General features: G+C 47.4%; 23 protein-coding genes and 1 pseudogene. 3 read left to right on the top strand and 21 right to left on the bottom strand.

The annotated features are described in order from the left end of the window. Window positions 1-6: 6 nt before the first annotated feature. From BLU03_RS08535 to gvpQ, 15 genes are all read right to left on the bottom strand, one after another. Complete coding sequence (locus BLU03_RS08535) at window positions 7-1,404, bottom strand: sucrose-specific PTS transporter subunit IIBC (RefSeq protein WP_093107194.1); 1,398 nt, start codon at window positions 1,402-1,404, stop codon at window positions 7-9. A 114-nt stretch (window positions 1,405-1,518) separates the two neighbouring features. Continuing rightward, on the bottom strand, window positions 1,519-2,508 hold the full coding sequence (locus BLU03_RS08530; RefSeq protein WP_093107192.1) for a LacI family DNA-binding transcriptional regulator: 990 nt from the start codon (window positions 2,506-2,508) through the stop codon (window positions 1,519-1,521). 33 nt (window positions 2,509-2,541) lie between these two features. Next, window positions 2,542-3,384 carry a Cof-type HAD-IIB family hydrolase gene (locus BLU03_RS08525; protein WP_176765446.1) on the bottom strand — a complete coding sequence of 281 codons (843 nt, stop codon included), beginning with the start codon at window positions 3,382-3,384 and terminating at the stop codon, window positions 2,542-2,544. A 73-nt stretch (window positions 3,385-3,457) separates the two neighbouring features. Continuing rightward, window positions 3,458-3,823, bottom strand: a complete 366-nt coding sequence (gene gvpU, locus BLU03_RS08520) for a gas vesicle accessory protein GvpU (RefSeq protein ID WP_093107188.1) — start codon at window positions 3,821-3,823, stop codon at window positions 3,458-3,460. A gap of 15 nt (window positions 3,824-3,838) precedes the next feature. Further along, window positions 3,839-4,792 (bottom strand): hypothetical protein, encoded by a 954-nt coding sequence (locus BLU03_RS08515; RefSeq protein ID WP_093107186.1) that lies wholly within the window; start codon window positions 4,790-4,792, stop codon window positions 3,839-3,841. Next, a complete protein-coding gene (locus BLU03_RS08510; RefSeq protein ID WP_008586928.1) occupies window positions 4,789-5,112 on the bottom strand; it encodes a gas vesicle protein in 324 nt (107 codons plus the stop codon). Before BLU03_RS08510 ends, BLU03_RS08515 begins: the two co-directional genes overlap by 4 nt. Window positions 5,113-5,149: 37 nt before the next feature. Beyond that, the gene (locus BLU03_RS08505; protein WP_008586926.1) at window positions 5,150-5,461 is read right to left on the bottom strand and encodes a gas vesicle protein K; all 312 of its coding nucleotides are present in this window, start codon (window positions 5,459-5,461) and stop codon (window positions 5,150-5,152) included. Further along, a complete protein-coding gene (locus BLU03_RS08500) occupies window positions 5,445-5,693 on the bottom strand; it encodes a gas vesicle protein (RefSeq protein ID WP_008586924.1) in 249 nt (82 codons plus the stop codon). The genes BLU03_RS08505 and BLU03_RS08500 overlap by 17 nt, the downstream gene beginning before the upstream one ends. A 12-nt stretch (window positions 5,694-5,705) precedes the next feature. Beyond that, complete coding sequence (locus tag BLU03_RS08495; protein ID WP_093107184.1) at window positions 5,706-6,515, bottom strand: GvpL/GvpF family gas vesicle protein; 810 nt, start codon at window positions 6,513-6,515, stop codon at window positions 5,706-5,708. 11 nt (window positions 6,516-6,526) lie between these two features. Beyond that, window positions 6,527-6,778 carry a gas vesicle protein GvpG gene (locus tag BLU03_RS08490; RefSeq protein ID WP_076570747.1) on the bottom strand — a complete coding sequence of 84 codons (252 nt, stop codon included), beginning with the start codon at window positions 6,776-6,778 and terminating at the stop codon, window positions 6,527-6,529. A 2-nt stretch (window positions 6,779-6,780) separates the two neighbouring features. Beyond that, on the bottom strand, window positions 6,781-7,539 hold the full coding sequence (locus BLU03_RS08485) for a GvpL/GvpF family gas vesicle protein (RefSeq protein WP_093107181.1): 759 nt from the start codon (window positions 7,537-7,539) through the stop codon (window positions 6,781-6,783). A gap of 12 nt (window positions 7,540-7,551) precedes the next feature. Next, entirely contained in the window at window positions 7,552-8,391 is an 840-nt protein-coding gene (gvpN, locus tag BLU03_RS08480; protein ID WP_076570743.1) for a gas vesicle protein GvpN, read from the bottom strand. A gap of 14 nt (window positions 8,392-8,405) precedes the next feature. Continuing rightward, window positions 8,406-8,663 carry a gas vesicle protein GvpR gene (locus BLU03_RS08475; protein WP_008586912.1) on the bottom strand — a complete coding sequence of 86 codons (258 nt, stop codon included), beginning with the start codon at window positions 8,661-8,663 and terminating at the stop codon, window positions 8,406-8,408. A gap of 21 nt (window positions 8,664-8,684) precedes the next feature. Further along, entirely contained in the window at window positions 8,685-8,993 is a 309-nt protein-coding gene (gvpA, locus tag BLU03_RS08470; RefSeq protein WP_076570741.1) for a gas vesicle structural protein GvpA, read from the bottom strand. 124 nt (window positions 8,994-9,117) lie between these two features. Next, window positions 9,118-9,591 (bottom strand): gas vesicle protein GvpQ, encoded by a 474-nt coding sequence (gene gvpQ, locus BLU03_RS08465; protein WP_093107179.1) that lies wholly within the window; start codon window positions 9,589-9,591, stop codon window positions 9,118-9,120. Between the two features lie 147 nt (window positions 9,592-9,738). Between gvpQ and BLU03_RS08460 the strand changes: the two are divergent. Together BLU03_RS08460 and BLU03_RS08455 are read left to right on the top strand one after the other, a co-directional pair. Further along, window positions 9,739-11,304: pseudogene (locus BLU03_RS08460) on the top strand (long-chain-fatty-acid--CoA ligase). Continuing rightward, window positions 11,301-12,521: an iron-containing alcohol dehydrogenase gene (locus BLU03_RS08455; RefSeq protein ID WP_093107177.1), complete on the top strand. Its 1,221-nt coding sequence runs from the start codon at window positions 11,301-11,303 to the stop codon at window positions 12,519-12,521. Before BLU03_RS08460 ends, BLU03_RS08455 begins: the two are co-directional and overlap by 4 nt. A 94-nt stretch (window positions 12,522-12,615) precedes the next feature. On the opposite strand, the gene BLU03_RS08450 is transcribed toward BLU03_RS08455, so the two are convergent. The 6 genes from BLU03_RS08450 to BLU03_RS08425 all read right to left on the bottom strand — a co-directional run bounded on the left by BLU03_RS08450 (window position 12,616) and on the right by BLU03_RS08425 (window position 19,616). After that, window positions 12,616-13,740, bottom strand: a complete 1,125-nt coding sequence (locus BLU03_RS08450; protein WP_093107175.1) for a mannitol-1-phosphate 5-dehydrogenase — start codon at window positions 13,738-13,740, stop codon at window positions 12,616-12,618. A gap of 1 nt (window position 13,741) precedes the next feature. Further along, entirely contained in the window at window positions 13,742-14,179 is a 438-nt protein-coding gene (locus BLU03_RS08445) for a PTS sugar transporter subunit IIA (RefSeq protein WP_093107173.1), read from the bottom strand. Then, window positions 14,172-16,280, bottom strand: coding sequence for a BglG family transcription antiterminator (locus BLU03_RS08440; RefSeq protein WP_093107171.1), 2,109 nt, complete (start codon window positions 16,278-16,280; stop codon window positions 14,172-14,174). Before BLU03_RS08440 ends, BLU03_RS08445 begins: the two co-directional genes overlap by 8 nt. Before the next feature lie 26 nt (window positions 16,281-16,306). Then, window positions 16,307-17,791: a PTS mannitol transporter subunit IICB gene (locus tag BLU03_RS08435; RefSeq protein ID WP_093107169.1), complete on the bottom strand. Its 1,485-nt coding sequence runs from the start codon at window positions 17,789-17,791 to the stop codon at window positions 16,307-16,309. A 140-nt stretch (window positions 17,792-17,931) separates the two neighbouring features. Further along, window positions 17,932-19,101 (bottom strand): MFS transporter, encoded by a 1,170-nt coding sequence (locus BLU03_RS08430; RefSeq protein ID WP_093107167.1) that lies wholly within the window; start codon window positions 19,099-19,101, stop codon window positions 17,932-17,934. Window positions 19,102-19,181: 80 nt separating this feature from the next. Beyond that, complete coding sequence (locus tag BLU03_RS08425; protein ID WP_093107165.1) at window positions 19,182-19,616, bottom strand: YkvA family protein; 435 nt, start codon at window positions 19,614-19,616, stop codon at window positions 19,182-19,184. Window positions 19,617-19,763: 147 nt separating this feature from the next. Between BLU03_RS08425 and BLU03_RS08420 the strand changes: the two genes are divergently transcribed. Beyond that, window positions 19,764-20,684, top strand: coding sequence for a prenyltransferase (locus BLU03_RS08420; protein ID WP_093107163.1), 921 nt, complete (start codon window positions 19,764-19,766; stop codon window positions 20,682-20,684). Window positions 20,685-20,750: the final 66 nt, after the last annotated feature.

The following is a 20,750-nucleotide window of genomic DNA, read 5'->3' as shown; positions in this document are numbered from 1 at the left end:
TTCCTCTTACATATTCTCTTCCATTTTCTCATCGAAACCGAACAAATAAGTGAGGACGAAGGCTACGATGATACCGACCAGGTTCACTACGATGTACCAGATAATCTGTTCGTTCAGATACAGCAGCGCCCCGGGTATAACGGTGATTGCCATTCCGGTGGCTTTAAGGCCGAGAATCGAAGCCAGGAATCCGCCGGCACCTCCTCCAATCAATCCCATAATGAACGGCTTACCGTAGCGGAGGTTTACACCGAAAATCGCCGGTTCGGTAATTCCGAGAAAAGCGGAAAGGGTGGACGGGTAAGCAAGAGCTTTCATCTTAGCTTTCTTCGTTTTCATACCAACAGCAAGCGCTGCGCCACCCTGTGCGGCGATAGCAGCTGTTACGATAGGGTTGAACGGGTTGTATCCGAGATTTTCAAGCAGCTGTATTTCAAGGAAGTTGAATATGTGATGCACCCCGGTTATGACTATGATCTGGTTAAAGAAACCGATGATCAGTCCGCTCAGACCGAACGGCAGTTCAAGCAGTGTTCTCGTCCCGTCAAAAATCCAGCCTTCTACTATATGAAGGATTGGACCCAGGGCAAACAGGGACAGCGTAATCATAATGAGCAGTACCAGAAAAGGAGTTACGATTAAATCGAGCGCTTCCGGGACGCGTTTCCGGAAAAACTTCTCCACTTTCGCACCCACAATCCCTGCGAAAAAAGCGGGCAGGACAGAACCCTGATACCCGATTACGGGAATAAAGCCTAAAAACTGCAGAGGTTCAGCCGTACCGCCGGCCACTTCCCACGCGTTCGGAAGCGACGGGGAGACGAGCATCAGTCCGAGCACCAGCCCGAGCACCGGCGTCCCTCCGAATACCCGGAACGTCGACCATGCGACAAGTGCAGGCAGAAATACGAAAGCAGTATCCGTCAGTACCTGAGTGAACAAAATAAAGTTTTCCGAGATATCTTCCGGGGCCATACCGAAAAGAGTGAGTATCTGCTCCTGTGTTACCAGACCCCGGACTCCCATGAAGAGTCCTGTAGCAACCAGAACGGGAATGATCGGTACGAAAACGTCACCGAAAGTACGAATCGCTCTCTGGAATCGATTCCCTTGCTGTTTGCTTTCTTCTTTCATCTCGGACTTGGTCGTTCCGGTTACTCCCTGATTCGTCACTTCTTCGTAGATTCTGTTCACTGTACCCGTGCCGAATATGATCTGGTATTGTCCCGAGTTGTAAAAAGCACCCTTCACTTTATCTATATCTTCCACACCGTCAACGTCGACTTTCTCACGATCATGCACCATAATCCGCAGACGCGTGGCACAGTGGGCGATCGACTGGATGTTCTCTTCTCCTCCAACCGCTTCAATGACCTGTTTTGCAATCTCCTCATTACTGGACAATTGTAACCCCTCCTCAAATTGTGTGAACGATTCCACATATAAATAAAAACAGCGCTTTCACACTTTGTTAAAAAAGAAGATGTGTAATCGATTACACATCGTTGATATTTTTCACTATACACTATCTCTTTTTATAAGTCTATACTTGTGCATCATTTTTTTGCTGTGCTTAATTCCGGCCATCGTCTCAAGCAGCATCTCCCCGACTGCTTCCCCGGCTTCTTCGTTGTAATAATTCACTGTAGTTAAGGAAGGAGTGATGTACCTGGCCATAACGGCATCACCAATCCCCGCTACGGCTACGTCACCAGGGATAGAGAAACCCTGCTCTTTCAAATATTCCATTGCTCCTGTCGCCATCCGATCCGTGACGCAGAAGACAGCGTCCGGGAGAGCGGAACGGTTGCCGGTAATAATCCGTTTCATGGCCTCGTAGCCTGAATCTATGCTGAAATCCCCTTCCGCCATCCAGCTTTCCTTCACTTCCAGGTTATGTCTCTTCATGGCATCCGTATAGGCACCCTGCCTCAGCTTTCCGACAGCAGGGTCCGTTTCGGAGACACCGATAAAGCCGATTTTCCTGTGCCCTTTCCCGATAAGGAGCTGCATAATGTCTGAGGAAGCATCATAATCCGCATACGTGAGCGACGGTACCCCCGGGATATTTTGGCCGAGGGCCACGACGGGGATGGGGAAGGCTTCTATTTCCTGCTGAAGTCGCTCCCCGATGTTAGTAGCCAGCAGGATAATCCCATCCGCCTGCCTGCTTTTGAGCAGGCGCAGATATTCAATTTCTTTATCCGGGTCCAGTTCCGTATCCGTGAGCAGAATCTGCATACCTTCCCGCTTCATCACTCTATTGATACCCGATACGACACGGCTTGAGGTCTCCGTACTAATTTTCGGCAGGATAATACCGATGACTCCTGTCTTTTTCGTGCGGAGCGTTTGGGCGGATTGACTCGGCATATACCCGGTTTCATTAATGACCTGTGCAATTCTTTCACCGGCTTCCTGACCGACATAGCCGCTGTTATTCAGAAAACGGGACACGGTCGTCCGGGAAACACCTGCCAACTTGGCTATATCATTAATTGTAGTCATTTGACTCTCTCCTATAATCGATTAATCCGGAAACTATTCTTTCTCTTCCAGCGCTTCTTTCAAAAATTTGTACACTCCGTTTTCGGTGTTCGGGTAGTCGGTCACTTCCGGGAACTGATCTTTCAGCTCCTCGGGGGCGTTACTCATCACTACCGGTCTCCCTGCCAGCTCAAGCATCGGAATGTCGTTCCCGCCGTCCCCGATTGCAATCAGCTCTTCCGGGTCGATGCTGTAATAATCAAGCAGAAGTTCAAGTGCCGAACCTTTACTGATACCTTCCTTCATCACTTCCACATTATGTTCAGAGGAAGATGAAGTAATGAAAGGGGCCTTGTTTCCGCCCAGACTGACTTCCCAATTTTCCAGTTTTTCCTGATCATTTGTAAAAAAGTAGACTTTCACTACTTCCTTCAAATCGGGATCCTCTTCAAGTTGGAGATGTTCTTTCCATACTTTCTGACGTGAATTCCACTCGTGCTCGCGGACTGTTTCGGCTTTTGGACCCTCCAGTTCTTCTACGAGAGATATTTCATCTTCTTTAAAGGAGACCCGTCTGCCGTCTTTTGTATGTATTTCATAATACAACCGATGTTTACGATTTTCTTCAATCAGCTTCCGGACGATTTCTTCATCGAGTGTCTCATCCGCGAGTATTTTTTCTCCGGCTACGGTCACCATTCCGTTGGCCGCGGCGATCCCATCAGGTCTCATGTTTTTAGCCAGAACTTCCTGCACATCACTGATTGTGCGGCCGGTGGCAAGAAAAATATAGTACCCCTTTTCCTGTAAAGATGAAATAAGGGAAAGGAGTTCATCGGTGATAATGTGTTCATCATTCAGAATCGTCCCATCCATGTCCAGTGCAACGGCCTTCATAAAATCCCTCCTTTTTCTTTTAATATTAACACAGAGCATAACAAAACTGCCTTAATTAAAAGGCAGTTCACTGTTATTCTTCGACTTCTATTTTACCGAGAAAATAACCGTCCACCTGTTCAAGAGTACCTCTCCAGTAAACGCCGCCCTCTTCAGGAGTCGGAGTATCGGAGATGAACACTTTAGCATCCTTCAGATGGATGAAAGAATAGTGATCGTGTTTCTGCTCTTTCGTTGATTCTGCAGCTTTCTCGAACTGCTCACTGATCTTCTGTGACGCTTCCCCTCCGTTTTCCAGCAGGTGGGAAGTGGCGTTCAAATAATCGTGAGCAGACGTAAGGGTGCCTGTCACCAGCGATCCTTTTACCTGAAGAGTCAGATCGACTGTAAAATCTTCTTCATTTGCAGTTTTAACGTATGTTTCTAAAATATCATCCATTCTTTGGTCCTCCTCTCAGGATTCTTCTTCAGAAGAAGGGTGTACCGCATTCTCCTGATTCACCGTTTTCTTTTTACTGCCCGAGCTTTTCTTCACAGTATTCTGCTTGTTGGAAGAAGGTTCTACGCGTTTGACGACAGAGGAATCATCTTCCCCGTTGTCTTCGCTGTCTTTGCTGCTCTTAGTATCTTTTTTGGTTTTGCTGCTCTTCTTACTGCTCTGGCTCTTCTTATTTGACGAAGTTTTCTTTTTCTCAGACTGACCTGAATCACTTTCACCAGATTCATCGGAATCGCCGGATTCCGCAGAACTGTCGGTACCCTTCTGTTTGCCGTCTTGAGCTTTCTGGTTTTGGGAAGATTTACTGCCAGCAGACTTTTTCTCTTCCGATTCATCAGAACCGTTTTCGGTAGTTTTGTTCTCTTCGTCGCCTTTGTTATCTTCCTGATCTTTCTCTTCATTCTCATCTTTCTTCTCTTGTTTGTTTCCTTTGATTGTATTTTTCAGTTTATCCCGCTTACGGGTGCTGCTTTCTTCTTCTTCCTCATCGTCCTCTTTCTCGTCATTCTTCTTGTCCCGGGTCAGTTTGTCTTTGATTTTGTCTCTTTTACGAGTCTCTTTCCCGTCAGAGTCTTCCCCGGATTCCTCTTCCGACTCATCTTCATCATCGCTGTCATCTTTGCTGATTTTAAGCTTTTCTTTCACCTTATCCCGCTTACGGACATCTTTATCCTCATTTTCTTCCTTGCTGCTGTCATCCTGCTTTTCGTTCTTTTTCGATTCTTTTGCGGGTTCTTTCTTATCTTTTGACCCTTTTTGTTTCGACTGCTCTTTTTTCTGATCGGCTTCCTCTTCCCCGGATTTGTCACTGACGTCCGGTTTGAAAATCCATCCGACGAGGGCACCAAGCGTGCCCCCGACAATGGCTCTTAACATTTTACTGGAGCTTTTTTTATTTTCATTACTCATTTGTTATCCTCCCCTATCTGTGTACGATCACTGGCCATACTGTTCTCCAGTTTTTCCAGTCTTTCTTTCAGCTCCCTGTTCTCATCTTCCACTTCTTTTCTGGCTGCCTGCGAATTCAGGAACGGGTCGCTTTCCCACCAGTCCATTCCGATTTCTTTTGCCTTATCGACGGAGGCGACAATCAGACGGATCTTTATGGTAAGAAGCTCCACGTCAGCGATGTTGACCCTGATATCCCCGGCAATGACCACACCTTTATCCAGTACGAGTTCCAGCACATCGACGATACTGTCGGATCTGGTTGACTGTTCTATAGGCATACGATTTCCTCCTTCTTCATTATCAGATGAGACGTGTTTACATAAGTTTGCCGAGCGGTCCGAGGTCGAGGTTAAGATCTTCATCGGTAAGATTGAAGACTTCCTTCAGCTCGTCCATTTTCGTCTCCAGATTCATCAGGGCTATGCCTAATTCCTCTTCCTGCTCTTCTGTGAGTCTTCCGCCTTCCACTCTTCGGATGGCCTGACGTTCTACGAGATCCCTGAGAAGTTCAATCACCGTAAGCACAAGCTGCGCGAGTCCTTCTTCGGCACCGGCCGGATCCAGTTCAATTTTCCCACTTTTTTCCGGTACCTTAGCGCTCTCCGGTACGTTAGTCTTCTGTGGCACGTTCTAACGCCTCCCTCTCTTCATCAAATTTAATAGAAGCTATTTCTCTCTCTCTGGCTTCAGCAAGAGTTTCTACAGCAGCAATCAATATTTTTAAGTCTACATAGACAAGATCGATCCCGGCGATAGAGATGACCAGGTCCCCCTGGATAGCGACGCCTTTATACAGAACGGTATCCAGTATGTCTATAAGCGCAATGTCTTTATTTTCATAGGGATCACTAACCGCCATATGCTCTCCTCCTTACTCTTCCATAGTGGCAAAGTGGTAAGCCGGCCACGGTCCGGTCGCTTCGATCAGCCAGCCGTCTTCTTCTTTTTCTTTCTCCATTTCCCTGATTTGATCGAGAAAGCTTTCCAGATCCTCACTAACCACCAGGAAGGCGGAATTCAGAGCCATTTCGTCTTCCCTTCCCGTTACATCTTTCTTCCAGTTCTTCTTCCTTTCCGAATCTTCACTGTATCCTGCTAATCTGTCGTACATTTCTTCGGCTTTCTTCTCCTGGTCCTTGAACATTTCTTCTTCGATGAATTTATCGAGCTTCTTCGTCTCAAGGTACTGGCGCCCTTTACTCATCTGTTCTATTTCCTCACGCTTGGCTTTCACGTTTTCATTCGCTTCCGCCACGCGCTCATAAAACGTTTTCGGGTTAATATAAGCTTTCACATTCCACTCTTCTTTTCCTTCAAGTGTTTGGAGGGTGTGTTGGAGGTGTTCTTCTTTTTCTTCAATCATCTGTTTAAGACTTTCTACAGATTCAAAAATAGTGCCGAACTTCATCGGAAGGACGGTGGTATGACGTTGAAGTTCAAGAAGAGCTTCGTGATGATGAAAAGCTTTTTCCTGTATCCAGGCTGTGTTGTTGGAGTTCTCCTCCATCGCTGTCTCTCCAAATTCATCTTCGCTCACTTTCGTAACAACAGCCGCTAACCCCCCGAAATCTTCGACGTATGGGAGGTCTTCCCCCTCTATAGCCGATTTCTCGGGATCCCAAAGTTCATTGATGTCGTGTCCTTCCGGTATAATTCCATACAAATATACTAGTTTTCCCACAAGTCTTCCCCCTACGAGTCCATCATTTCATCTATTTCTTCCAATTCCATACGTTTCGCCTGTTCATATCTTTCAAGCAGAACTGCTTCCTGCTCTTCGAATACCTTCTCATCCACTTCACCAAGCTCGTACATCATTTGAAGCTGCACAAGCTTCTGCTGAATGGTTTCGAGATCGTACAGTTCCTTGTCCACTTCCTCTTTCACTTTCTCTCCGACTTTCACGACGAGATTCAGCGGGGCAGTAGCAAGTTTATGAATCATGCTTAATTCTCCACCTTTAATTTCATATTAATGAAGTTATACGCAGGCCATGGTCCTGTATAATGGAAATCCACTTTATCCTTCCATTGTTCATGAAGCTCATTCACCGCTTCATCGAATGCTTCTTCTTTCTCTTTTTCGATCAGATAAGCACCGTTCAGCAGCATCTTTTCCCCGGAAGGTTCATTCGATTTAGCCGATACCGCCTGGGATTCAAGGGTGGAATGGATATTCTTTTCCACTTCCTCCCGCTTTTCTTTCACGAGATTCGCAGCCATTTCACCAAGCTTCATCCGGTCAAAGTAGCCGGCTTCCTTGGATTTTGCATCCACCCGTTTCTTCTGGGCAGTCAGCGTTTCATTTCCGGAAGTCAATTCCTCCAGCCACTCCTTCTTCGCGGTAACTTTCAGACCCACTTCTATTTTCCCGTGTACTTCCGGGAACAATTTCACAAGTTCCGGATGCAGATTCTCAAGAAGTGCGTTTACATCTTCCTCGGACCGGAACACATTACCGAAACTGACCGGCACGACGTCGAACTCTTTTTTCATCATGCCTGAAATTACACCCTGGTGGGCAGTGAGATTTTTGCGGTTCGGTGTGAAAATACGTTTCGATACTGGTGCTACTACGGCGGCAGCTTCTTTAAAATTCACGGTATACGTTTCTGTCGTTTCTTCATCAAACGTAACCGGGCCGAAAGATTCCTTCTCTTCCGACCGGATGATACCAAAAAGGTAAATGCCATTTTCCTCTTTCACGTCATATTCCCCCTATTTTCTGAACAGTTCTTCAAACTCTTCGTCGCTCATATCATCCTCATGATGCCATAAAATGTCATAGCATACTTCACGGAAGTTAGGGTTGTCCCCTGACACTTTCATCTGGTAACGATCGGCGACTTTGGCTATCATGAGTGGCAGGCGCACACTGCCGCCCTGTTCATTCTTTTTCTCTTCCGCGCGGGATACGATGGAAAGAATCATGCTGATGTCCTTATCCTTAAGCGATGTTTCGGAAGCCAGAACCTGGTGCTTTCTTTCTTCTTCCATAAGCTGAAAGCGCATCGTAATCATCCTGTCTCTCAGTGCATCCTGGGAAGGATGGACTCCTGAGTATTCCAGAGGGTTACTCGTAAAAATCATCGCAAACTTCGGATGAACATCAATATAGGACGCCGTCCGTTTGGTGCCGAATAACGGAAGAATCCTCTCTTCCAGCACCGGTAGGAAAAGGTTGTTCACGGCCGGTGACGTTCTGGTGAATTCATCGTAAATGACCGTATGCCCCTGCTCGACAGCTTCATAAAGTCTACCCTTTTTCCAGGATTCCTCCACATTCTCTTCCACTTTCCGAACGGTATGAATATAATTATCATCCAGTTTGTTACGTTTGTAACCGCTGAAAGACCCTATCAGGTCATTCGTGGAAAGATCTTCGTGACCGCTCATAAAAATAACCGGCCGGTTCCGCTTTTTCGCCAATTGAAGAGCGGAGGTCGTTTTACCGACCCCCGGTGGTCCTGTGAAGTGTACGGGGAAACCCGTGTTCAAATATCTGAGGGAGCGTTTAATGAGACTTTCCTGGTAATCTTCTTTTCGACGGGTAGTCACTGAAGCTCCCTCCTTCATGACGACTGCTCTTCAAGGTCTGTACGGTAACGAAGGCTTACCCGCTGAAAACTTGATACTTCGTCATCCTCGACGAACACTTCATATAGACCTATCATTTCATCATGTGCATATTTCTTCATATATTCTCTTTCTTCAACCACTTCCACCAGACCGCGATAGCCGCCTTCCTGCTGTTTCTCCATGGCGACTATCTTGTGTGGTGGGGCGATTTCATCTTCAAAAAATTCTCTAACGATTTTAATCGCCTTCATAACGAGAAAGCCCTCCTCACGTTAAACGTTGAATTCACTCTTTTCGTTCGATCCGCCTGATGAAGCAATTCTCGAAGATCCGCGACTGCTGAGGCGCTCTTCTACACCTTCCACACCTTCATCTTCCACTTCATCACGCAGAAGACCTACTGCTTCTGCATATCTCAACCACGTATCCACACTTGCTATAACCACACGTGCTTCTACCGTGACAAGCTCTATACCTACTACGGATACACGGGCGTAAGCATCGATTACGATACCTTTATCCAAAATCCTGTCGATAACTTCGGCCAAGCTGGAACTGTCTGTTGACTTTTGTACTGCCATGTTTCATTCCTCCTTAAATTTGGATTCATACTTACCTTTCCCAATAGAACAGCTGTCTACACGACATTACATAATATTTCAATAAATAAACAATAGGCACTACGTCGATTTTCCTTCTATTTGCTCAATCGTTGTAGGACGGAATATACGGTACTCCCTTTATATCTTTCGGTGTTTTTATATCGTTGACGCCTTTTATTTCATTGACGCTTTTCAAATCATCGGCGTGTTTTACTTTCTTGGTGGAAGAGCCGCCGATCTTCTCCTGCAGCTGTTCGCCGGATTCTTTTACTTCTTTCACTTTTTCACCGGCTTTCTCCAGCCCTTCCTGCATTTTTTCTTCCGCTTCGTCACTCTTTTCGTCCACATATTCCGCATTTTCCTGCACCTGTTCCTCGAGAGATTCCTTCATATCGGAAGCTTTTTCCTGGATGGATGCTTTGAACTGCTCTTTGGCAGTCTCCTGGACGCCTTCTTTCGCTGCTTCCCGCGTTTCTTCGACAGCTTCTTCCGGGTCGTCCGATTTTTTCAAAGCTTTCTTCACGTTAGGAATGACATTTCCAGCCAGTCGCACGAACTTTCCAGCTCCTTCTAACATAGGGACCTCCTTCCACGTTTTTCGGTTTTATCGAGTATTCCCTCTCTTTTTTAAATTAAACGTGTATTCGTGTTTTATAACAGATATTTAAAACGCTTACATATTTATGGTATAATTCCCGTAATTATATAAAAGGGGGTTTAGATTATGGAATTATTGCTTACTGACTTTTTGGACAGGGCCGTAACTGTTTACGGTACAAAAGAAGCTATCATCGACCAGGATGGTTATGCCCATACATATAATGAGGTATATAAAAGGGTTCAGCAGCTCTCTCATGGACTTTCGAGTCTCGGCGTGGAAAAGGGGGATCGTGTAGCTTATCTGGCTCCGAACACCCTTGAAATGTACGAAGGGTTTTACGGAGTGTTTCAGACTGGAGGAATCATGGTCTCCCTGAATACCCGCCTGAAACCGGAAGACTACCGCTTCATCCTTGACCATAGTGGCAGTAAAGTGCTGTTCGTGGACTATGAACTCGTGCCTTTAATCGAACCTATTGTAGAACAGCTTGACACCGTAGAGCATATTATCGTTCATGGCGAGGAAGAGGATAAAAACGGGATGCCGGGGTATGAAAATTGGCTCGCTTCTTTTCCCGACTCCGATTTCCCCCGTGCCGATGTAAAAGAGAATGATACGGCGACGCTTCTTTATACGAGCGGCACGACCGGGAACCCGAAAGGCGTAATGCTTACACATAGAAACAACTACCTTCACGCTCTCTCCATCCAGCATCATTTGAGAGTGAGCGATCAGGACAAACTTATCCATATTCTTCCGATGTTCCACGTCAACGGCTGGGGGTCCCCTTTTTACTACACAGCCAATGGTGCTACGCAAATCATGCAGAAAAAAGTCATACCCGAAGAGATTCTGGAAAAGGCTCGCAAACATAACGCTACCGTTATGCATATGGCGCCTACGGTCCTTAACGGCCTGATCAGTAAATATCATGAAACGAAGCCCGAGACTCCTGATAATATGCGTCTGGTCATTGCAGGCTCCGCTCCGCCGAAGGCTTTCGTGAAAGAAATCGAAGAAGAAATCGGCTGGGAGTTTTATCAGGTCTACGGCATGACGGAATCCTCCCCGCTCAGTACCGCTTCCTATATATCTACGGAGGAAGAGTACGAAGGTGATGATTATTATGCAGCGAAAGCGAAAGCCGGACTTGAAGTGATCGGTACAAAAGTGCGGGTAGTGGACGAGGAAGGTGAAGAAGTCGCGAAAGACGGGAAAGAAGTCGGAGAAGTGATTGTAAAAGGACCCGGCGTAATGAAAGGCTACTGGAAGAACGAAGAAGAGACGAATCGCACGCTGTAGAACGGGTGGCTCTACACCGGAGATATGGGTACTGTGGATGAATACGGAAGAATCGCTATCACTGACAGGAAAAAAGATATCATCATCAGCGGCGGTGAAAACATCTCCTCTATTGAAGTGGAAAGTGTCTTTTATGACCACGACGAAATCCAGGAGGCGGCCGTCATAGCTCTTCCTCACGAAAAATGGGGAGAAACGCCGCATGCGATAATTGTACGCAAGGAAGGCTCCGAACTGAGCGAAGAAGAAATCATCGCTTTTTCCCGGGAAAAACTTGCCCACTTCAAATGTCCGACAGCGGTCACGTTTCTGGAAGAACTTCCGAAAACGGCAAGCGGAAAGATCCAGAAAGTGAAGCTCCGCAACCTGGCAGTAGAAGAATCATGATCAGCCCGCAGAAGAAAATAGCGTACCGTACTTTCCAGAAAACGATGAAAGCATCCAGCCGTCTTCTTCCCTGGCGGCGTCCGGAACTTTATCAGGGGGGAGGAAGCGTTCTGTCCCTTGCCGAACAACTCGCAAAAGACGGATTTGAAAGAGTGCTGATCGTTACGGATAGCGGAGTAAAGACTTCCGGAATCATGGATGCTTTCCTGCAGAAAATATGGGAGCAGGGCATTGAGTACATCGTTTATGACCGGACCCTGCCGAACCCGACGCTTGATAACATCAGAGATGCGCTGCACGAATACAGCTATCATCACTGTCAGGCGATCATCGCTTTCGGGGGCGGCTCCCCGATGGATTGTGCCAAAGGGGTAGCTGCGAAAGTAGCCTGTCCTGACAAAACAATCGAAGATATGAAAGGGCTGTTCCGCGTGAGAAGAAAGACGCCTATGCTTATCGCTGTACCGACCACGACAGGTACAGGGAGTGAAGGGACGGCGGCTACCGTTATTTCCAATCCGGCACACCGGGAGAAGTATCCTTTGATCGACCTTTCCCTCATTCCCGATAAAGCAGTTCTCGATGTGGAGCTCGTTCTGAACCTACCTGCCCAGATAACGGCGACTACCGGGATGGACGCCCTCACTCATGCGGTGGAATCCTACATCGGAGGAAGCGGCACAAGGGAAACCCGGCTCCTGGGCCGTAAAGCGGTCAGGCTTATTTTCGGAAATCTGCTCACCTCCTATCATCATCCCGGTAACAGGGAGGCGCGTTTCGCTATGCAGCAGGCCGCCTATTACGCAGGTCTTGCTTTTACCAGAGCCTACGTCGGCTACACGCATTCCATCGCCCACACACTTGGCGGTTTTTACGGCACGCCGCACGGAGCAGCGAACGCCGCTCTTTTGCCTCACGTACTTGAGTATTACGGAGAGACCGTATACGAAAGCCTGGCAGACCTTGCTGCCAGTGCCGGCATAACGACTTCTCAGATGAACGACAGGGAAAAAGCCGAAGCTTTCATTACATCAATCAGGAAGATGAACGAAGAAATGAGTATAGAAGAGACTTTTCCGGAAATAAAAAAAGAGGATATCCCTGCAATGGTTGAAAAATCACTGCAGGAAGCACATCCTCTTTACCCGGTTCCTAAATTTATGTCTGCATACGAAATGACACGTATTTACGAAAAGGTAAGTGCACAAAAAGTATGATTCAGATTGCATCATTATCCGGACGATTCCGGAAGAAATACTGAACAGCCCCACCGGAAGCTATACCAGGGTTTCCGGCGGGGCTGTTTTCACGTCAATCCAGCTTTTTCGCTATAGCTTCCACCAGTTCGTCCCGGTCATCCAGACCCGTTATTTCTTTAAAAGCTCCGAGGGTCCCCATTCTTGTCCGCAATTCTTTCAGCCTTACAGCTTCCTGGTCCTCGCTGTTTTCATAGGTGAGAGCAGACATGATTGTTTCTATAAGATTCACGGGGTCTTCATGCATCGTTTGAATATATGTCCGGGCCGGTTTCACGAGGCGGTCATACGGGCCGAGCTTCCGTATCGGACCTCTGCCCACTCGGGCTACGAAGTCGGAAAGATCCGGATTGTTGAAGCGTTCTATAATTTTTTCAATATACCGTTCATGGGAATTCTTTTCAAACCCGTAACGTGCGATCAGTACCTTTCCCGTTTCTTCAAGGGTACGACGGACGTGTTCCACTACTTCCTTATCATCCATCGCTTCCCGTATAGTTTCATAACCTTTTTCTGCACCTTTATAAGCAACGGCCGCGTGACCTGTATTAACCGTGAACAGCTTACGTTCAATGTACGGTTCCAGGTCCTCCACATACGTCACTCCGTCAATGTCAGGCAGCTTTCCTTTAAAATCTTTCTTTTCCACTACCCATTCGAAGTAAGGCTCAACGCTGACATCGAGCATCGCTTCGTTATTCTGAATCGGGACGATCCGGTCGACAGCCGAATCAGGAAAACAGGATACCCCGAGAATTTCTTCACCCGCTATCTCCACTACCTCTTCCTTCAGCCGGGTACTGCCTCCGATCATATTTTCGCAGGCTATGACAGGAAGAGGAGGATTGTCCGTCCGGCTCCGCTCTTTCAGACCGGCTGCAATGGAAGGCGCAATATGAGGCAGCACTTGCGGTCCCACAGCAGTGGTCACGAGGTCGGCTTCCCGGATTGCTGCACTGAGCTGCCCGGCTTCCTCGACACTGTGAATGCCGCTTACACCGTTCACTTCCACCTGCTTGTCACTGCCTGCATAGTGAATGGTGTAGGAGCGTTTTTCGTTCAATTCATCGATAACTTCTGCATTAATGTCGGCGAATCGGACATCATAGCCGGACTTATGGAGCAGTTCACCGATAAATCCGCGTCCGATGTTTCCGGCACCGAAATGTACAGCCTTCATTTTACTCCACCTCTTCACTGAAAATGTCGATGACCTCACTCTTAGTAGAGGCTTCGAGAATGCGGTTGATGTTCTCTTCTTCAGAACAGACGATAGCAATTTTAGACAGGATATCCAGGTGCTCGTTCCCTTTCCCGGCTATTCCGATAATCAGCTTCACAATGTTTCCGTTTCCGAAATCAACTCCGTCCGGAGCCGTAATAATCGCTATCCCCGTTTCTTTTACAGACTTCTTGGCATCTTCGGTGCCGTGGGGGATCGCTACGTAATTCCCCATATACGTGGAAGTGATTTCTTCTCTTTCCATCATCGTGTCGATGTATTCCTCCTGCACGTATCCTTCTTCGAACAGAATTCCGCCGACTTCCCGTACTGCCTGTTCTTTAGAATCGATCTGTTCATTCAGGCGGATGTTGGTTTCTTTTAAAATATTACTCATAGTTATCTTCTCCTTTTATTGTAGAATCAAAATATTCGTGCAGCCGTTTAGAAAAATAGTTCTTCAGCACTTCCTCTTCCTTCTGCTCCAGCACGTCTCTGCAATCCTTCCGTTCCACGAGAAGAGTGCTGATAAAACTGAGTGTTTCCAGCTGTTCTTCCGACGGATCGGCGGGTGAGAGCATGAGCAGAATCGTATCTGTTTCCATATGTCCTCCGCTCATACTGCTTAAGGAGACCGGAACTTCCAGAAAGTGAATAGTGAAAGAAATCCTCTCCACATCCTCTTTCCTCGTATGGAAAAGAGCTGCAGTGGTACCGGGGATGCCAAGCCCTCCCACCTGCTCTCTTTCCATAAGTTTCTCTACTAAATCGGGATCATAAGGAAGCACTTCTTTTTCTGCAAGTTGTCCGATGATGAAATGCAGGAACTCATTAGGGTCCTTCCCCACAGCCTTTGTTACGCAGAAAGTGTCCATCAGTTCGGAAATGGCTTCTGCATACCGCTTCGTTTCCATTACCCGGTAACGAAGCGTTTCAAAAGATCCGTCTTCCGTTTCCTTCTTATGATTTTTATTGTTCTCGATCGATCCGGAAGTCACTTGTATTTTCCTCAAATGATAAGCGATTTTCTCGTTATCTCTTTCCTGAAGTACAGGATTCACCAGCACATAATCTACCGGCTCCTGCAGGGGTACTGTGGAAACGATCAGGTCATAATCACTTTCGTTCCACTGGTCGACATCGAAAAGTGATCCGTGTTCTATCGTTTTGATTGCCGGAAATTGCTGCAACAGCTTCGCGGAAAGGATTTTCGCCGTACCGATACCGCTGGAACAGACGACCAGCGCTTTTACCGGTTTCTTTTTCTCCATGTTTATGATCGCTGACGCGAAATGCATAACGATATAGGCAATCTCATCTTTCGGGAAGGTGATTTCCCTGAACACCTCGTACAGTCCCTCTTCCAGCAGATAAAATAATTCCGGGTAGTCTTCTTCCAGACGGGAGGTGAAGGGGTTTGCTATCTCCATGTTCTGCTGCAGCCGATATATGCTCGGTTTCAGGTGGACGACGAGGTCCTTCAGCAGCCGGTCGGACTCATGGAAGTTATACCTGGTACGTTTCGTCATGAACTCTATCAGCTGTTTCGCTTTAAAAGCCGTACTCAAGCTGGACTCCTCGAGCCAGTATTCCTGAGCGTATCGGGCTTTTGCCCCCATAAGATGTCCGGTAATATACGCGACTTCCGCTTCCGGAATGCCGAGCTTCAGTCTCTTCTCAAGCTCCTCTGAAAGCAGCGTCGCTGAATTATATTCTTTCTGTTTCTTCATACGGGCCAAAAATTCGTTATCTATTTCAATCGTTTCCTCTTGCCGTATACGTTCGACAGCGAGAGCAAGATGGACGACCAGACTGATATACGCATCGTCCGAGAACCCGTAGGGGAGCTCTTCTTTCAGCTCACGCACCGATTCCTCGATAAGGGTAAGACTCTCCGGATTCACCAGGCCAAGGAGCTGTTTCGTTATATCGCTGATAAGTGTAGCGGTCGACCGGGACCCCTCAAGCAGGGAAAAGAAATCATTCTCATTCATGTGAGTCATAATCAGGTGGTTCATCGCTTCCCGGATCTGTTTTTCCTTCCCGATGATTTCCACGCCGTACCCCCGTTTCCTTATCAGCTCCAGTCCGAAATTCTTCACATAATCTTCTGCTCTGTCCAGATCATTACTTACTGTCGCTGTCGTTACGTTCATATCGGAGGCGAGGCCGGTCAGTTTCAAAGGCTCTGCGGATTCAAGAAGCTTTTGGAGAAGGAGCAGTTGACGTTCATCAGCCGTATAATCCGCAGACGCCTGCTCTCCTAACACAGCCTCCAGTTCTTTCTTTCCTGCCGCTGAACCGTCAAGGTAAAGAAGGGAGTCCTTAGTACGCTTAATTTCTATATCACGTTCCTGCAGAATCGATTCGAGACCCTTCAGAGAACGGTGAATAGTCCTTGTGCTGACCTTCAACTCTTCTGCGATATCTTTGATTGTCACTTCCTCTTCATTCAGCAACAATTCCAGGATCTTTCGCTCGCGACCGGTCACGTACATAGGCTCACCCCTCTTTTTACCCGGGATTATTTACCGGAGTTTTTTAATTCTTTCACCAGCTCGTCGTATTTTGGACTGTTCAGGAAGTTCTCGACGGAGATGTGATGTGCGGAAGGGACTTTTTGCATCGCTCTTTCCGTCAGATCTTTGTGTGTAATGACAATGTCGACATCCTGCGGCAGGTCATTGATTGCTTTATTAGTAACGTCGATACTGATATCTTCTTTTTTGAATTTATTCTTAAGAAGAGAAGCTCCCATAGCGCTGGATCCCATTCCTGCATCACAGGCGAAAATGATGCGGTCGACTTCCTTCTTGTCTACGTCCGGAACTTCTCCGGCACTCGTTGCAGCTGCAGTCGGCTCCTGTTCTGTCTTCTCTTCGCCGGTAGAAGTGATAGCGGAAGAAACGCTGCTCTTTTTCCCTTTCATTCCTTCCATCTTTTCGGTAGCTTCATTTAAATCGCCTTCTCCTTTTTCTTTACTGAATTTAAGGATTAACGAAGCGACAAGCAGTGAGGCAAGTGTCGCCGTCAAAATACCGAAAGCTACTCCTAAATGGTCACCGTTCGCAGTAAGACCGAGAACAGCGAACACACTTCCCGGGGATGGAGTGGACGTCGCTCCTACTCCCATAGCCACATACGTTGCCGTACCGGTCACACCACCGGCCATAGCTGCCAGGATAAGCGTCGGTTTCGCAAGAATATAAGGAAAGTAGATTTCATGGATACCACCGAAGAAGTGGATAACGGCAGCGCCCGGAGCAGTCTGACGAGATACACCCTTCCCGAAAAACATATATGCAAGCAGGACGCCGAGACCGGGACCCGGGTTCGTCTCAAGCAGGAAGAGAATAGACTTCCCTGTTTGCTGAGCCTGATCCACTGCCAGCGGACTTAAAATTCCGTGGTTAATCGCGTTGTTAAGAAAGAGTATTTTTGCCGGTTCAATGAATAAGTTGACGAGAGGAAGCACTCCCCAATTAATCATGAGTTCGACCGCTGCCCCAAGCACAGTGGTGAGTCCCGCCACTACGGGACCGATAAGGAACAGACCGAGTCCTGCCAATATCGCACCGGCAATTCCGGCGGTGAAATTGTTGATGAGCATTTCAAAACCGGAACGGATTTTCCCTTCAAGCGCATCATCAATAAGTTTGATGCTTAATCCGGCAAGCGGACCGATGATCATCGCTCCCATGAACATAGGTGTCTCCGGTGCACCTACGATAACTCCCATCGTGGCAATTGCACCGAGCACTCCGCCCCGTATGCCGTGAATAAGACGGCCTCCGGTAAAACCGATCAGTAAAGGCAACAGGTACGTAATCATCGGACCTACGAGTGAGGCCAGGTCCTCATTCGGTAAAAAACCGTCTTCAATAAATAATGCCGTAATCAGACCCCAGGCAATGAAAGCCCCGATATTCGGCATGATCATTCCACTGAGAAAGCTTCCGAACCGCTGTACTTTTGCGCGGATTCCGCCCTGTTTTTCTGCTTGTTCCATCCTCGATTCCTCCTTTGTTGTTACCTTAATAATAAAGCGATTACACGGAGGTGAACAAGAAAACAAAAACACGTCTTTGTCACAACTGCGATGACAAAAATTAAAAGCGGAAATAAGCCCGGAGCATTCTCTTTATGAATTCACGATAACCACTTCTTCATTACCATCGTAAGCAGCGCCCCCGTGACAGCGAGTGCGGCAGCAAAGTAAAAAGGAGCGGTCAGCCCGGCCCCTTCTGCCAGCTTCCCGGACACGTAAGGGCCTGCAAAAATGCCAATGGCGTACAGCGACTGGAACATTCCCATTACTGCCATACCGTCCCCTTCCTTCCCCAAAGCAGCTGCCCGGCCAAGAAGGAGGGGGAGAATCATACCAAGCGCGAAGCCTGTACCTGCATGCAAAAGCAGGAAGCCTGCAAACGAAGCCGTGGGCAGAACTGCCAGAAAAACTGCAGAGAGCAGGAAACTTCCGAACACCAGACGTAATCCGCTTCCTTCCCTGAGAGGTATGTAGGCAAGAGAAAGAGACGTGAGCATATGCGGAAGAAAGAAGGCAACGACGAGCCACGTAATCGCCGCTTCCGAATGCCCCTGTTCCACAATATAAAGAGGAGAAAAACCAAAAATAGTGATGAACAGGATAGCGTAAGCAAAAAGCGATAGACCGGAGATCCCCCACACTTCTCCCATACCCAGCGTTTTCATAAAAATCTGCCGGAATGTCCGCTCGCCTCTCTCTGTGTCGGATTTCATTTCCGGAACGGCCAGTAAAAGGAGAGCTCCTATGACGCTGAATACGGAAGCGGCCCAGAATGGAAAGTCCCATCCGTACCAGCTGATCAGTACAGAACAGAGAAGCATACTGACGAATTGGGTGAACACGGTCATGAACTGCATCGTACTCATCGCCTGCGTACTTTTGGAGAGCGGGAAGTTCTGACCGTACATAATAGTTGCCATTACCCACATGGAGGCCGTTACTCCGGCGAGGAGACGTCCGATAAGAATCAGGGAAAACGTTTCGGATACAGCAAGAATGACTCCGCTTCCGGTACCGATCATGAATCCGAGCAGAAGCCACTTTTTCTTATTCCCGCTCATCCATTCAAGCAGTACTCCGAGCGGCCATCTGAACAGAACCTGAGTGATTCCGTATGCTCCGAGGATTATCCCTATCTCGGAGTAATAAAGATCGATACGTTCCAAATAGACGCTGAACGTAGGTACATATATGTAAGTTGCGAACCAGAAACAGAATATGGCACCGAGAAACATGACGTGCTCTCTCCCGGTCCAGAAATTATCTTTCATTTCACCCCTCCTACCGATGATTAGTTATTACCCGTTATTTTCAGGTTGAATTTTTGTTATAAAAAATAACCCCCGGTATTTCAGGAGTTATTTTCGGGAGCTGTTTCCTCTTGTTCCTGCGCTTCCTTCCATTCACGGAACGCATCCAGATCTTCGTTGATCACTCTCATCGTATAACCGAGAAGAGCAAGGTCATCCACGTACCCAAGCGGAAGGAAATCCGGCCACGCGTCTACGGGCGTCACGAAATAGAGAAGAGTCGCTACAACCATAACGATCGTTTTGTTGGATACATCTCTGTATTCTCCCCGTTTGTACGCTCTGAGGAGTGAAGCCAGAAGCATGATCTTCTCTACAGCTTCCTTAAGATACCCTTCATTTTTCTCAGCTTTCTCTTCCGCATTTTGAAACAGCTGTTTCATCTTGGACGGATTCGACATGTATTCTCTTACTGTTCCTCTATTCTTTCCCATGAAATCACGATAAAGTTTTTTAGGGTCGAACTTCTTCTTCATAATGCTATCACTCCTTCTAGACTGTTGTTTTCCCTTACCCTTCACCTGTAAACGTTCCTTTTCGAACGAATATTTCCCGGGAAATGGGGAAGTTCAATTGCTATTCCTTCTTCCCCTCTGTAAAATAAAGCAAAAAGGAGGTTTACGATGAATGTTCCTTCGCTATTTCGGACAGCCTTCACTCTGGTAAGACTCATCGCCGTTCTTTTTTCAAGCTTCGCAGCAATTATAGCCACCATTCTGCCTATGTATCTGTACTATTCCTACTCTGCAGGAGAGCTTACGCTCGTTCTCCTCTTACTTCTTGCAGGAGCGTTACTTACCCACGGGTTTCTCACACACGTACTGAACGACTATGCCGACAATATGTCCGGCACGGATGATAAAAGCCCGGGTATTCTTTCAGGAGGCAGCCGCATTATTCAGAATAACCTCGTTACTGCCGGGACACTCCTTAAAATCGGCATCATTTCCATTATCGTCATTCTTACTGCAGGCATCATCCTCTTTTTCTCCGGTTACATAAAAATAGCTGTTTTATTGCTGATAGGACTCTGGAGCTCCATTACCTACTCCATGCCTCCGCTGAGACTGGGCTATTATCCATTGGTCGGGGAATGGTTCTCCATGTTTCCTGCTGTGTTCTTCATAGGGTTTGCAGGTCCCTGGATCATTATGGAGTCGCCGCCCCTCTGGGCATATCAGAACGCCCTCCTCATAGCTCTGTTTACTCAGGCCTGGGTCATGGTCCACCATATTCCGGACCGGTTTGCGGATGAGAATGCTTCACCTCCCAAAATTACGACTGTCGTAAGGATGAAAAATAAATTCGGAGACACGTACAGCCGTGCACCCGCCCTCCTCTATTTTCTTTTATGCAGTCTCTGTGCCTTTTGGATTTTTATGGAACGTCCCGTTGCGGGCGCCGGTGCAGCTGTTCTTTCTTTCGCTTCCGTCTTTATCGTGCTGCAGTTGAACCTTGAAGACGACAGGGACGTGTCGCAAAAAGAAAAGATGCTGCTCATTCTTACCATGACTGCGGCTTTATGGACCGGTCTGTTTATTTAGGAAAGAAAACCTCTGCCTGCAAATATTTCCCGGGCAATGTAAGCGGTTCATTGCTATTCCTCCCTC

It is taken from the genome of Salimicrobium album (assembly GCF_900107115.1).
In the GTDB taxonomy this organism is placed as follows: Bacteria; Bacillota; Bacilli; order Bacillales; family Halobacillaceae; genus Salimicrobium; species Salimicrobium album.
The sequence above is the reverse complement of the archived record's forward strand: the minus strand, read 5'-3'. Positions and strand labels throughout refer to the sequence as shown.

Excerpts from the sequence above, each read along its gene's own strand:
- BLU03_RS08530 (WP_093107192.1), bottom strand. The coding sequence starts at position 2,508 with ATGACTACAATTAATGATATAGCCAAGTTGGCAGGTGTTTCCCGGACG.
- BLU03_RS08525 (WP_176765446.1), bottom strand. The coding sequence starts at position 3,384 with ATGAAGGCCGTTGCACTGGACATGGATGGGACGATTCTGAATGATGAA.
- gvpU (WP_093107188.1), bottom strand. The coding sequence starts at position 3,823 with ATGGATGATATTTTAGAAACATACGTTAAAACTGCAAATGAAGAAGAT.
- BLU03_RS08515 (WP_093107186.1), bottom strand. The coding sequence starts at position 4,792 with ATGAGTAATGAAAATAAAAAAAGCTCCAGTAAAATGTTAAGAGCCATT.
- BLU03_RS08510 (WP_008586928.1), bottom strand. The coding sequence starts at position 5,112 with ATGCCTATAGAACAGTCAACCAGATCCGACAGTATCGTCGATGTGCTG.
- BLU03_RS08500 (WP_008586924.1), bottom strand. The coding sequence starts at position 5,693 with ATGGCGGTTAGTGATCCCTATGAAAATAAAGACATTGCGCTTATAGAC.
- BLU03_RS08490 (WP_076570747.1), bottom strand. The coding sequence starts at position 6,778 with ATGATTCATAAACTTGCTACTGCCCCGCTGAATCTCGTCGTGAAAGTC.
- BLU03_RS08475 (WP_008586912.1), bottom strand. The coding sequence starts at position 8,663 with ATGAAGGCGATTAAAATCGTTAGAGAATTTTTTGAAGATGAAATCGCC.
- gvpA (WP_076570741.1), bottom strand. The coding sequence starts at position 8,993 with ATGGCAGTACAAAAGTCAACAGACAGTTCCAGCTTGGCCGAAGTTATC.
- gvpQ (WP_093107179.1), bottom strand. The coding sequence starts at position 9,591 with ATGTTAGAAGGAGCTGGAAAGTTCGTGCGACTGGCTGGAAATGTCATT.
- BLU03_RS08455 (WP_093107177.1), top strand. The coding sequence starts at position 11,301 with ATGATCAGCCCGCAGAAGAAAATAGCGTACCGTACTTTCCAGAAAACG.
- BLU03_RS08450 (WP_093107175.1), bottom strand. The coding sequence starts at position 13,740 with ATGAAGGCTGTACATTTCGGTGCCGGAAACATCGGACGCGGATTTATC.
- BLU03_RS08445 (WP_093107173.1), bottom strand. The coding sequence starts at position 14,179 with ATGAGTAATATTTTAAAAGAAACCAACATCCGCCTGAATGAACAGATC.
- BLU03_RS08440 (WP_093107171.1), bottom strand. The coding sequence starts at position 16,280 with ATGTACGTGACCGGTCGCGAGCGAAAGATCCTGGAATTGTTGCTGAAT.
- BLU03_RS08435 (WP_093107169.1), bottom strand. The coding sequence starts at position 17,791 with ATGGAACAAGCAGAAAAACAGGGCGGAATCCGCGCAAAAGTACAGCGG.
- BLU03_RS08430 (WP_093107167.1), bottom strand. The coding sequence starts at position 19,101 with ATGAAAGATAATTTCTGGACCGGGAGAGAGCACGTCATGTTTCTCGGT.
- BLU03_RS08425 (WP_093107165.1), bottom strand. The coding sequence starts at position 19,616 with ATGAAGAAGAAGTTCGACCCTAAAAAACTTTATCGTGATTTCATGGGA.
- BLU03_RS08420 (WP_093107163.1), top strand. The coding sequence starts at position 19,764 with ATGAATGTTCCTTCGCTATTTCGGACAGCCTTCACTCTGGTAAGACTC.